Annotated in this window: 9 protein-coding genes; 6 read left to right on the forward strand and 3 right to left on the reverse strand. The window is 74.3% G+C overall.

Going from position 1 to position 12,534, the window contains the following annotated elements; translation table 11 throughout:
• Positions 1-80: 80 nt before the first annotated feature.
• Positions 81-368: a glycoside hydrolase family protein gene (locus K4G22_RS30390; RefSeq protein WP_228083682.1), complete on the forward strand. Its 288-nt coding sequence runs from the start codon at positions 81-83 to the stop codon at positions 366-368.
• A gap of 127 nt (positions 369-495) precedes the next feature.
• Here K4G22_RS30390 and K4G22_RS30395 read toward each other — a convergent pair whose 3' ends face one another.
• Both K4G22_RS30395 and K4G22_RS30400 read right to left on the reverse strand, forming a co-directional pair.
• Positions 496-2,097, reverse strand: a complete 1,602-nt coding sequence (locus K4G22_RS30395) for an RICIN domain-containing protein (protein WP_228083683.1) — start codon at positions 2,095-2,097, stop codon at positions 496-498.
• Positions 2,098-2,308: 211 nt separating this feature from the next.
• On the reverse strand, positions 2,309-3,736 hold the full coding sequence (locus K4G22_RS30400) for a serine/threonine-protein kinase (protein WP_228083684.1): 1,428 nt from the start codon (positions 3,734-3,736) through the stop codon (positions 2,309-2,311).
• Between the two features lie 238 nt (positions 3,737-3,974).
• On the opposite strand from K4G22_RS30400, the gene K4G22_RS30405 reads away from it, so the two are divergent.
• Genes K4G22_RS30405 through K4G22_RS30425 form a run of 5 tightly spaced genes read left to right on the forward strand, consistent with a single transcriptional unit; the run spans position 3,975 to position 10,365 of the window.
• Positions 3,975-5,051 carry a FecCD family ABC transporter permease gene (locus tag K4G22_RS30405; protein ID WP_228083685.1) on the forward strand — a complete coding sequence of 359 codons (1,077 nt, stop codon included), beginning with the start codon at positions 3,975-3,977 and terminating at the stop codon, positions 5,049-5,051.
• A complete protein-coding gene (locus K4G22_RS30410; protein ID WP_228083686.1) occupies positions 5,048-5,887 on the forward strand; it encodes an ABC transporter ATP-binding protein in 840 nt (279 codons plus the stop codon). Before K4G22_RS30405 ends, K4G22_RS30410 begins: the two co-directional genes overlap by 4 nt.
• Positions 5,884-6,912, forward strand: coding sequence for an ABC transporter substrate-binding protein (locus K4G22_RS30415; RefSeq protein WP_228083687.1), 1,029 nt, complete (start codon positions 5,884-5,886; stop codon positions 6,910-6,912). The genes K4G22_RS30410 and K4G22_RS30415 overlap by 4 nt, the downstream gene beginning before the upstream one ends.
• Positions 6,913-6,919: 7 nt before the next feature.
• Positions 6,920-8,689, forward strand: coding sequence for an ABC transporter ATP-binding protein/permease (locus K4G22_RS30420; RefSeq protein WP_228083688.1), 1,770 nt, complete (start codon positions 6,920-6,922; stop codon positions 8,687-8,689).
• Positions 8,686-10,365, forward strand: coding sequence for an ATP-binding cassette domain-containing protein (locus K4G22_RS30425; RefSeq protein WP_228083689.1), 1,680 nt, complete (start codon positions 8,686-8,688; stop codon positions 10,363-10,365). The genes K4G22_RS30420 and K4G22_RS30425 overlap by 4 nt, the downstream gene beginning before the upstream one ends.
• A 69-nt stretch (positions 10,366-10,434) precedes the next feature.
• Here K4G22_RS30425 and K4G22_RS30430 read toward each other — a convergent pair whose 3' ends face one another.
• Positions 10,435-12,531, reverse strand: a complete 2,097-nt coding sequence (locus tag K4G22_RS30430; RefSeq protein WP_228083690.1) for a golvesin C-terminal-like domain-containing protein — start codon at positions 12,529-12,531, stop codon at positions 10,435-10,437.
• Positions 12,532-12,534 lie beyond the last annotated feature (3 nt).

Raw genomic sequence — 12,534 nt, forward strand, 5'->3', positions numbered from 1 at the left:
CGAGTTCCACTACCGATCCCCAGGGCCGGACCTGGAGAAAGGCGGGCGTGATCCCCTTCCGCATCCGGGGAACGTGGTGGATGTGCTTCGGTGAGGGCGCGATCTACTGGGCCACCAGCGACGATCTGATCAGCTGGGCCCCAGGCGCCCTCGACACCGAGCCGATGTACGAGCCGACCGCCGGTTCCTTCGACCGGGACCTGGTGGAGATCGGCACCTACCCGGTGCTCACCGACAACGGTCTCCTGCTCATACCCACCAACGGCGCGGTGCGCCATGTGCACGACGGCGGGGTCGACGTCGACTACCGTTACGGCCAGAGCGACATCCCCCTCGCTGTCGCCGTCCACGACCCCACCACCACCTGAAGAAACGCCACCCCGGCGGCCTGAGGGGGCCGGTCCGCGGAGGAGCCTGCGACGGCCGGTCGCGCACGAGTGGTCACCGGTGTCCGGGCCCCGTGTGGGGCTGGCCCGGACACCGGGGTGGGGCGTCTCAGCAGGTGTTGCGGCTGGTGTTGTTGAGGGTCAGATTGTGGTAGTTGATGTTCTCGCCGCAGGGGCTCTCGCGCAGCGAGGTGTTGGTCAGTGTCAGGTTCCCCAGCGTGATGTCGCGGTTGTTGGGGAACTCCGTCCGGGCCGCCAGCCGAACCTCACCGCCCCCGTTGACCGTTCCCGACTGGGCGGCGATGTTCACGTTGTAGCAGTTCTCGATCAGAATCGCGTTGTTGCCCGTGTTGCTGAGCGTGATCGAGTCGATGACGGCGCCGCCGCTCTCCGAGACACAGAACACCCCGCGTCCGCCACCGCGCGCGATCACCTCGCCCACGCGGATGTTCGTGGGGTAGCCGTCCCCGATCCGTCCGTTGCGGTTGGCCATCCGGAACGCCGCGTAGCCGGTGCCGGTCCCGGCGTTCTCGGCGTCCACCCGGGTGAGGGAGCCGTTGATCGTGTCGTTGAGCAGCACGCCGGACTCCCCGACGTTCCGCGCCGTGACCGTGCCGACGCTCAGCCCGTCGACGCCGTAGGTCTCCAGGGCGTGACTGCCGGAACCGGAGACGAGGAGGTTGTTGATCCGGATGTTGGTGGAGCGCACCGCGCGGTCCCCGTGGTTGTCGATGCGCACGCCGAGCCCGCCGGACAGCCGCATGTCGATCTGCCCCAGGGCGATGTCGCTGACGCTGCGCAGGAAGATGCCGTAGAGCGGGGCACCGGTGAGGGTGAGGTGACCGACCTCGATGTCGGTGGTGCCACGGGAGTAGATCGGCGCGTGGTCGCTGGCCGTCGGCCCGGTGACGTTGATGGTGCCGCACACGTCGATCGCGGTGTGACTGGGCAGCGACACCCGGGTGTTGGCGTTGAAGGTGCCGGAACCGCGCACCACCACCCGCTCCTTGGTCGAGCGGTTGGGCGTGAGGCTGTTGACCGCCGCCTGTGTCGCGTCCCGCATGCTGCTGCCGGTGTAGACGGTGCCGCCGTTTCGGTGCGCGGTCCAGGTGCCGCCGTTGAGCACGGCCTCCGCGTGGTAGGTCCCCGAGCCGCAGTCGGCGTCCCGCACCGGCACCAGCGACCACTGCTGGTTGGCTCCGCCGAGATCACTGAACTGGGAGATCCGCCCGCCGTTCTCGGTGGACCACTCCCACACCTCCAGCGCCTTCCCGCTGTTGCGGTTGATCAGCCGGACGTAGCCGTTGCCGGCGTCGACCACCGTGAAGCGCTGGTTGGCGCCGTTGTTGTCGGCCCACTGCTGCACGTTCGCTCCGTCCGATGTGGACGAGCCGGCGATGTCGATCACCTTGCCGCTGTGCCGCGACCGCAGGCGGTAGCTGCCGTCGCCCGAGTCGACGAACTGCCACTGCTGCCAGCCACCGTCGTTGCGTGACCAGTGCACGAGGGGTGCCCCGTCGGCGGTCGCCAGATCGTGGACGTCGAGTGCCTTGCCGCTGTGCCGGTTGACCAGGACGTACCAGGAGTCCGGGTCGACGCCGGCCGCGTTCGCGCGGGGCGCCGGCAGAGCGACCAGGGAGATCGCGGCCAGCACCGCGACCAGCGCGGCGGCGCAAGGGCCCCGCAGACTGCGCAGACTTCGGAGGAACATGGCGGCTCCTTCACCACTGGATGGGGGGTCGGGAGCGCCTCGCACCTGAGGGGGGTGAATCGATTCATGCACGGTGCCCGGAATGGTCGCGGGAGCGCTCCCATGGGAAGGGGAACGTACCAGTCCGGTCATGGGCAGGACAATATGCGTGCCGAGGTCTCGGCACTCGCCCCGGCCGCGCGGCCCGCCGGTGGATGGGGTGGGGGAGTCCTCAACCCCCGTGTCGCCGATGGGAGATGCTCGCCGCCACGCCGGCCACCTTGACCTCCACCACCACCTCGCCCCGGGTCCAGCGGGTGGTGTGGCCGTCCGGGGCGCCCAGGGTCTCCAGCACGGCGACCGGGAGCCGCTCGCGGTCCTCGACCTCCGGGTAGAAGACGACCAGGCCGAGTCCGCCGCGGGGGCCGAAGGCGTACTGGGTGGGCATGGACACCCCGCAGAACCGCTCGGGTCCCTCGCCGGTGACCCACCAGTCGGCGCTCTTCTGCCGGCCGTCGGGGAAGCGGGCCAGGAACTCGTCCGCCGTCGCGCCCCACGGCAGCCCGTTCCACCCCGTCGCGAGCGACGATCCCTCGCCTTCTGGGGCGGCCGGCGTCCGGCGGTCGCTCCGGAACAGGGAGAACCAGCCACGTGATCGACGCGATGGCCGGGGCCGATCGGCCGGGGTCGGCTCGTCGGCGGGCCCCCCGCGCCTGGTGCCGGTGTCGGCCCGCCGCCGTGGGAGCTGTTCCGTCTCCGTCACCGAGGCCGCCTCCTGGGCGGCGCCCACCAGGTCCACGATGTCGGTCGGCAGCCAGGTCCGTCCCGCCCAGTGCTCCGGTTCGGTTGCGCCGTCCTCCGGCGTGGTGAGCGAGTCGATCAGCTCGGCGGGGGTCGGCCGGTCGGCCGGGTCCTTCGCCAGGCAGGCCCGCACGACGCTCCGCAACCCGGCGTCGAGCGCGGTCAGTTCGGGCTCCTCCTGGACCACCTGGTAGAGCACCGCCGCCGGGTGGCCGCCCGCGAAGGGGGGTGCCCCCGTCGCGGCGAAGGCCAGCACGGAGCCCAGCGCGAACACGTCCGAGGCCGGGCCGATGTCGGCGGTGCCGCGCGCCTGCTCGGGCGACATGTAGGCGGGCGTGCCCACGATCACCCCGCTCGCCGTCCGCGTGGTCGCCTCCAGCGCCCGCGCGATGCCGAAGTCGATGACGCGTGGGCCGTCCGCGGCGAGGACGACGTTTCCCGGCTTCAGATCCCGGTGCACCAGGTCGCAGCGGTGGATGGCCACCAGCCCCTCGGCGAGCCCGGCGCCCAGCACGCGTACCGTCGCCGGTGGCAGCGGCCCGTGCTCGGTGACCGCGGTCTCCAGGGAGGGGCCCGCGACATACGCGCTGACCAGCCACGGCAGATCCGCGTCCGGATCGGCGTCCACGACCTGCGCGGTGAAGAACCCGCCGACCCGTCGCGCCGCCTCCACCTCGCGCGCGAAGCTCTTCCGGAACCCGGGGTCCGCGCCGTACTCGGGACGGATCACCTTCACCGCCACCGGTCGCCCGCCGGCCGAACGGCCCAGGAAGACCTGCCCCATGCCGCCGGAGCCGAGCCGCCCCACCAGCCGGTAGTCGCCTACCCGCGCCGGATCCTCCGGTCGTAACCCGTCCATCCGGCCTCGATCCCACGTCGATTCGCGCTTCTGTCACCCCACACGACGCCGGGGACTCCGTCGGAGGTTCCCTCATCGCCCCATCGGGGGTGCCCGGGAGGCCGGCGCGCGTGATCAGCGCCACAGTCACACCGTCGAACGTTGCGGCGTGGAGCCGCGGCCTCATATGGTCATGAAAACCGTTGTTATTTTCAGAAACCGGCGGGACCGTGTCCAGGCCGTCGAAGGAGGCCGTCCCGTGTCCGCCCTTCCCCGAGGGGTCGGCCGCTCCCGCCGCGCGCCGCTGCTCGCCCAAGTCGTCCTCGCCCTGGGCATCCTGACCGTCATCGTGGTCTCGGGGGCGACGGGTCCCGCCGATGTCACGCCGCAGGACGCGGGCCGGGTCATCCTGGGGCATCTGCTGCCCGACGCGTCCTGGATGAGCGACGGCTCGCTGACCCGGCTCCAGGACCAGGCCGTCTGGCAGTTCCGCCTGCCGCGCACGCTGCTGGCCGGGCTGGCCGGCGCCGGGCTCGCCCTGGCCGGCGCCCTGATGCAGGCCGCCGTCCGCAACCCGCTCGCCGAGCCCTATGTGTTGGGGGTCTCGGCCGGCGCCGGGCTCGGCGCGGTCGCCGTCATCACGCTGGGCTCCGCCACCCTCGCCGGACTTCCGGTGAGCGGCGCCGCGTTCCTCGGGGCGCTGGGCGCCACGGCCGCCGTCGCGCTGCTCTCCCGCCACCACGGGACGCTCGCGCCGACCCGCATGATCCTCACCGGCGTCGCGCTCGGCTCCCTGCTCTCCGCCCTGACCAGCTATCTCACCCTCACCACCGAGGCGCAGAACGTCTTCAGCGTCCTGTTCTTCCTGCTCGGCAGCGTCTCCGCCGCCGCCATGGACCAACTCGTCGTCCCCGCCGTGGCGTTGCTCGTGGTCATGCTCTTCGCCCTGGCCAACGCCCGGGCCCTGAACGCGCTCCTCGCCGGCGACGAGAGCGCCACCGCGCTGGGCGTCCGGGTGCACCGGCTGCGCGGCCAACTCATCGTCGCCGCATCCCTGTTGACCGGCGCGGTGGTGGCGGTCAGCGGCGGCATCGGCTTCGTCGGCCTGGTCGTGCCGCACAGCGCGCGCATCCTGGTCGGCGCCGACCACCGCAGGATGCTGCCCGTCACCGTGCTGGCCGGCGCCCTCTTCCTGATGACCGCCGACCTGCTGGCCCGCACGGTCGCAGCGCCGACCGAGATCCCGCTCGGCATCGTCACCGCCGTCGTGGGCGCGCCCTGCTTCCTGTGGCTGATCCGCCGGGGGCGCGCCGCCAGGGCGGGGATGCTGCGATGAACGTCGACTTCGACCGGGTGTCCGTCGCGGCCGGCGGCCGGACGATCGTCCACGGAGCCACCCTCCGGGTGGGCAGCGGCCAGTTCCTCGGCCTCGTCGGCCCCAACGGCAGCGGCAAGTCCACGCTGCTGCGCACCCTCTACCGGGTGCTGCGGCCGGCCGGCGGCACCGTGCGGCTGGCCGGCGACGACGTCTGGCGGCTGCCCCCGCGCGAGGTGGCCCGCAGGGTCGCCGTGCTGACCCAGGAGAGCACCAGCGACTTCGACCTGGACGTGGTCGACGTCGTGCTGTTGGGCCGGCTGCCGCACCACGCGGGGTTCGGCGGCGACTCACCCCGCGATCTCGACCTGGTGGCCGGGGCCCTCGACCAGGTCGGCGCCACCGGCCTCGCCGACCGGCCGTTCGCCGCGCTCTCCGGCGGCGAACGACAGCGCGTGCTGCTGGCGCGCGCCCTCGTCCAGGAGAGCCAGGTGCTGGTCCTGGACGAGCCCACCAACCACCTGGACATCTCCTTCCAGCTCGAACTGATGCGGCTCGTCGGTGACCTGGGCATCACCACCGTCGCCGCCCTGCACGACCTCAACCTCGCCGCGCAGCACTGCGACCTCGTCGCCGTGCTGCGCGGCGGCCGGATCAGCGCGTTCGGTCCGCCCGACGACGTGCTCACCCCCGAGGCGATCGAGGACGTCTTCCACGTCCGTGCCCACCGGCTCAGCCACCCGGCCAACGGTCGCCCGCTGATCGCGTTCTCGGGCGCGACACCCGCCGCCCCCTCCGTGGCCGACGTCCCGCACCGGCGGGCCGCCGACCACCCGCACCAGGAGCACACCCCATGACACCTCCCCGTTCCACCCCCGCCGCCAGGAGACTCCGCTTCCGCGCCGCGCTCGCCGCCGTGCCCGTCCTGCTCGCCGTCAGCGCCTGTGGCTCGGGCGTCACCGACCCCGACGAGGCGCCGGCGGCCGAGGGCGGCGGCATCGGCTACACCAACTGCGGGCGCGAGGTCACTCTCGACGCCACGCCGCGGGCCGTGGTGGGCCTGAGCCCCGCCCAGACCGAACTGCTGCTGCGGCTGGGCGTCGACGACCGGATGGTGGGCCAGGCGCAGACCGCCACCGCGCCGCTGCCCGAGGACCTCAGGGAGCTGGCCGCCGACATCCCCGTCCTCAGCGAGGACGCCCCGCCCAGCCGCGAGGTGCTGCTGGAGGCCGGCCCCGACCTGGTGACCGCGCCCACCGCCTACGAGTTCTCCGCCGAGCAGGGCTTCGCGGGCCTCAACCAGCTGGCCGACGCCGGCTCGGCCGCCTACATCGCCACCGGCGGCTGCGCCGAACGGCGGATGACCGCCACCGTGGACGATCTCTTCACCGACCTGGAGACGCTCGGCCGCGTCCTGGACGTCGAGGACGCCGCCGCCGAACTCGCCGCGTCCCAGCGGGCCGTCCTCGACGACATCGACGCCCGCGTCGGCGAGCGCTCGCCCGTGACCGTGGCACAGATCTATGTGGAGGGCGACCGCCTCTCCGCCATCGGCGCCGGCATCGAGTACGACATCGTCCGCCGGGCCGGCGGCGACAACGCGTTCGGGCCCGACGACGCGGCCTTCGCCGACTTCTTCGCGGCGGAGATCAACCCCGAGGAACTGGCCCACCGCGACCCCGAGGTGCTCGTCTTCGGCGTCCACGACGAGGAACACGAACAGGCCACCCGCGCCTACCTGGAGCGGACCTTCCCCGATCTGGCCGCGGTGGCGAACGACCGGCTGGTCGCCGTCTCAAGCGCCGACGTCTTCCCCGGCACCATCGGCAACGTCCGCGCGGTCGCCGCCATCGCCCAGGGCCTCCACCCCGCGGCCTTCTGATCCACCGATGCTGCACCGTCGTCTCCTCGTCCTCGCCGGTTCCGCCGTCCGTCCCGTGGCGCTCTGCGCCCTGCTCGGCCTGCTGGTCAGCGCCGCCTCCCTCGCCCAGGCCGTCGCCCTGGCACGGGCGTTGGCGCACCTCTTCCCCGGGGGCGGCGGCGCGGGGGAGGCCGGTGCCGCGCTCGTCACCGCCGTCGGCTGCATGGTGGTGCGGGCCGCGCTGCTGCGCCTGGACGCGCCGCTGCGCGCGAGGTGCGGCGCGGAGATCCGCGCCCGGCTGCGCGACCGACTGGTCGCCCGACTCGGCGAGTTGGGCCCGGCGCACGCCGCCGGCGCCCGCGCGGGCGAGGTCCAACACACCCTGGTCACCGGCGTCGAGGGGCTCGACGCCTACTACACCCGCTACCTCCCCCAACTGCTGGTGGTCGCCGTGGTGCCGGCCGCGATCGTCGGCTGGCTGGCGACCGTCCATCTCCCCGGCGCGCTGGCGCTCGGCGGCGCCCTGGCCCTGGCCGTGGTGCTGCCCCGCTTCTGGGACGCGACGCTGCTGCGGCGCGGGAGGGAACGCTGGGCCGGCTGGGGCCGGTTGGGCGCCGACTACCTGGAGGCGACCCAGGCGCTCCCCACGCTGCGCGTGCTCGGCGCGGGGGAGCGGGTCGGCGCCCGGCTCGCCGCCAGGGGCGACCACCTCTACCGCACCACCATGGCGCAGCTGCGCGTCTCCCTCGTCGAGCACGGGATCAGCGCCCTGGCCCTGCACGGCGGCACCGCCGTCACCCTGACGCTGGTCGCCGGCGCCGCGCTGGCCGGCGACCTCCCGGCCACCGGCGCGTTCCTCTTCCTGCTCTGCGGACGCGAGTGCTTCCGTCCGCTCGGCGACCTCTCCGCCGCGTGGCACGCCGGCTACCAGGGGCTGACCGCCGTGGACGGGATCGAGGAACTCCTCGACGCCACGCCGACCGTGGCGGACACCGGCACCCGCCCGGCGCCCGATGGGGTGCCCGAGATCCGCTTCGAGGACGTCCACTTCGCCCATCCGGACGGCTCCCGGCACCCGGCCCTGGCCGGAGCCACCCTGTGCTGCCCCGCCGGCGCGCTGGTCGGAGTCGTCGGCGCGTCGGGCGCGGGAAAGAGCACGCTGGCCGCCCTGTTGGCGCGCCATCACGACCCGGACGCCGGCAGCGTGCTGCTCGGCGGCCACCCGCTGCCCGAGTACCGGCTGGCCGACCTGCGGGCCACGGTGACGCTGGTCCACCAGGAGCCCTGGCTCTTCCACGCCAGCGTCGCCGACAACATCCGGCTGGCGCGGCCGGAGGCCAGCGACGCCCAGGTCTGCGCGGCCTCCCGGCAGGCCGGCGCGCACGCCTTTGTCTCCGCGCTGCCCGCCGGCTACGCCACGGTGCTCGGCGAGCGCGGCGGCACCCTCTCCGGCGGGCAGCGCCAACGGGTCGCGCTGGCCCGCGCGTTCCTGTCCACCGCGCCCGTCCTGGTCCTGGACGAGGCGACCTCGCATCTGGACCCCGAGACCGAGTCGGCCGTGCTCCTGGCCCTGGCCACGGCGCCCGAGCTGGCGGGCAGGACCCGCGTCGTCATCGCCCACCGGCTGGCCACCGTCCGGCACGCCGACGTCATCGCCGTGCTGGAGCGGGGCCGGGTGGTGGAGTGCGGCCCCCACGACGAGCTGATCGGCCGTCCCGGTGGCGCCTACCGCGCCCTGGTCCGCCGCCAACGCGGCCTGGCCGCGACGGATGTCACCGGTGCGGAGCCGCGCGGGTGACCGCCGCCGGCGCGGGCCCGCTGCTGCGGCTGCTGCCCCTGGTCGCCCGCCACCGTGGCCCCTTCTGGTGGACGCTGCTCGCCGGACTGCTCACCCAACTCGGCGTGTTGGCCCTGGGCCTGCTGGGCGCGTGGCTGCTGACGCTGGCCCTGCGCGGCGACCGGGCGGCCTTCGTGCCGCTGGCCGCCGCCCTGCTGCTGACCGCCGCGCTCTGCGCCCTGACCAGCTGGCGGGAGTCCTATGTCGCCCACGATCTGGCCTACCGGGTGCTGGCCGACCTGCGGGCCCTGGTCTTCGGCGCGCTGCGCCGCGCGTGGCCGTCCCGGCGGCGGCCCCGGCACAGCGGCGATCTGGGCACGGTGGCCCTGGCCGATGTGGAGACCCTGGAGTGGCTCTACGCCCACACCGCCGCCCAGGCGTTGGTCAGCCTCGTCCTGCTGTCCGTCACCACCTGGGTCTCCCTCGCCCTCACCCCCTGGCTGCTGCTGGCCTGGGGGCCCGCCCTGCTGGTGATCGTGGCCCTGCCCTGGTGCACCGGCCGGGCCGCCGCCCGACGCGGCGCCGAACTCACCGCTGCCAACGCCCGGTTGCACACCCAGGTGGTGGAGACCGTCTCCGGACTGCGGGAGTTGACGGAGGCCGGCGCGCTGGAGCGCCGCCGCGTCGCACTGGCCGACGGCACCAGGGCGCTCAGCCGCGCCCAGCGCCGGGTCGCCGCCGTCAACGGCGTCGAGACGGCCGTCGCCGACCTGGCCGTCGCGGTCGCCGGCGCCGCCGCGCTCTGGACGGCGGCGACGGGCACGGCGGGCGACCCCACGCTGGCCCCCGTCACCCTGGCCCTGGCCACCGTGGCCCTCGGCCCCATCGGCCAACTCTCCCAGCTGCTGCGGAACCTGGGCACGCTCCTCGCCTCGGCCGCGCGGATCGACGCGGTGCTCGCCGCACCGCCGGCCACCACGCCGCCCGCCGCGCCGGTGGAGCCGGCCTTCGGGCCGCTGGTTCTCGACCGGGTGAGCTTCCGTTACAGGCCCGATGGCCCCGAGGTGCTGAGGGACGCCCGCTGTGTCGTGCACCCGGGGGAGACGGTCGCGCTGACGGGGCCTTCGGGCGGCGGCAAGTCCACCTGCGTCGGCCTCGCGCTGCGGCTGTGGGACCCGGACGGCGGGCGCGTCACCCTCGGCGGGGTCGATCTGCGGGATCTGGCGGACCGCGATCTGCGCGCGGTCGTGACCGCCGTGCCGCAGCGCATCGACCTGCTGACCGGCACGGTCGGCGAGAACATCGCGCTCGCGGCGCCGGACGCCGGCCCCGACCGGCTGCGCGCCGCCGCGCGGGCCGCCGGGCTGCTCGACCGGGCGGCGGGGCTGCCTCTCGGGCTCGACACCCCGGTGGGCGAGCGGGGCGGCGGGCTCTCCGGCGGCCAGCGGGCCAGGGTCGCCCTGGCCCGCGCCCTCCTGCCGGAGCCGAGGGTGCTGATCCTGGACGAGACCCTGGCCCATCTGGACGCGCACGCCGAGGCCGCGCTCACGGCGGCGCTGCGCGCGCGGTCCGAGGACCGGATCACCCTGGTGGTGAGCCACCGGCCGGCCACCCTGCGGTCGGTGGACCGGGTGCTTGAGGTGCGTTCCGGTCGTATCCGGCCGATCGACAAGGAGCCCGGCCCGACGGCTTCGTGAGCGGCAGCCCAACGGGCCCACCGCTGGTGACGGGGCCCGCCATCGGCGGGCCCCGCCACGGGGCGGGTGTCAGGGGCGGCGGCGGAGACGGATGGCGTCGGCGATGACGAAGCCGTCCGCGTCGTCGCTCAGCTCGATCGTCGTGTCGAGCCCGGCGGTGAGGGGGAACGTGCCGAGCGGTGCCCAGGTGCCGCCGCGCGGGTCGGGGGTGCCGGCGGCGCGCTGGTCCACGCGGACGACGCTCACTCCGTCCGCGTGGGTCACCCGGTAGGGCGCGTCGGAGGCGCGGTTGGCGTGCGGGGCGTAGGACACCTCGATCAGATAGTCGCCCTCGCCCGGCACCACCGGGCGCCAGCGGACCGAGCTGCCTCCCGAACCGGCGGGCGCCGTACGGTAGTTGCCGCCCCAGAAGCCCGGTGTACCGGTGGCGGGGGACCAGGTGCCGCTGACGGCCTGGTAGCCGAGGGCGTCGTTGTCCACGACCACCTCCTCGCGGACGTCGGGCGCGTGCGGCACGCGCACCAGGCTGAGGGCGTCCACCGCGAGGACCAGGCCACCGCCCCGCCCCGCGCCGGCGACCGTCAGATCGAGGGTGTGCCCGCCGGTCAGGGGGAGGGTGCCGAGGTAGGCGATGTCATAGCCGTCGGCGTTCTCCCTGGTCGTGTCGAGCACCGCCGTGCGGGGCCGCTCACCGTCCACGGTGACCTCGATCAGCGCCCCGGCCGCGCTCCGGTGGTAGCGCAGCCAGAGCTGGTGCTCGCCCGACCGGTCGGGCGTGAGGCGGTGGCGCAGCCGGGCGCCGGGGGCCGACGCCGTCAGGACGGCCAACTCCCCGCCGCGCGCGAGCGGGTCGGCGACGGTGGTGAACGTACCGCCCGTCGCCTGGCCGCCGGTGGCGAGCGGGATCAACCGCTCGGTGCGGGCGGGCCCTCGGCCGAGGCTGTCGCGTCCCTCGGTGAGCCAGTCGAGGGAGAAGCGGGCGACGTTCACCTTGCGGGGTGCACTGGCGATCTCGCCCTCGCAGCCGTAGAGCAGGACGATCGTGCCGTCCGACAGCCGGGCGAGGTCGGAGTAGTAGGAACGCTGGGCGTTGACGACGCGGCTGTAGGGGAACGAGTGGCCCTCGTCGTAGCTGACGGAGACCGTCATGTTGGTGCGCACCGGGGAGTCGGGGCGGCTGAAGAGGAGCCGGCTGGGCTCCTCGCCGCCGGGGCCGCCGGTGTAGCGGACGAGGGAGGCGTCCACCGCGTTGAACATGCCGGTCGCGCCGTCGAGCGCGGGCCGCGCCCAGGTCAGGCCGCGGTCGTCGCTGACGGCGACGATGCGCTGCCGGTTGCCGCCGGCGGCCGAACGGCCGTTGACGACCACGGTCCCGTCGGAGCGTTGGAAGAGCCGCGCCTCGTTGATCGGGTAGTCCACGGAGACCGGCACCTCGCCCGCCGCGTGCCAGCTGGCGCCGTGGTCGTCGCTGTAGAGGGTGGACACCCCGTAGAGCCGCTCTTCGACGGTGTTGCCCACGATGACGCGGCGGTGGGCGCAGTTGAGCAGCAGGCGGCCGGTGTCGAGTTGGATGCCGTGCCCGGGCCCTGGGCCGTGCAGCGCCCAGTCGTAGGGGAAGTGGTCGAACATGCCGGACATCGCCGTCGGCGCGCTCCAGGTGGCGCCGGCGTCGTCGCTGGAGATCATCCACAGGTCGCCGATGTCGCCCGAGCAGGAGGTGTTCTCCGGCAGCCGGAGCGAGAGCATGTAGAAGCAGAAGACGGTGCCGGTCTCCCGATCGGCGAGGAGCGCCGGGTTGCCCCAGGAGGCGCCGTCCTCGGAGACCACGATGGTCCTGGTCGGCCCCCAGGTGTCACCGCCGTCCGTGCTGCGGCGCAGCAGGAGATCGCGCGGGCCCGCGTCACACACCTCGTACCGTCCTTCGGTGACGGCGAGGATCGTGTCGTCCGGGAGGACGGTCAGGGCGTGGACGTGGTAGTTCTCCAGCGGGTCGGTCGCCGAGTCCCACAGGGTGGTCTCGTCGAAGGAGAGGGCGGGCCCGGCCGCCGGCGCGGCGAGCGCCCGGGTGTGCGGGCCGATGGCGACGCCCAGGGAGGCGCCGGCGAGGCCGAGGGCGAACGTTCTGCGGCTGGGGCGGACGGGCGGGGTCGGCTCTGTTGTCGGCATGGT

The sequence above is a fragment of the Streptomyces profundus genome (genome assembly GCF_020740535.1).
Taxonomy (GTDB): domain Bacteria; phylum Actinomycetota; class Actinomycetes; order Streptomycetales; family Streptomycetaceae; genus Streptomyces; species Streptomyces profundus.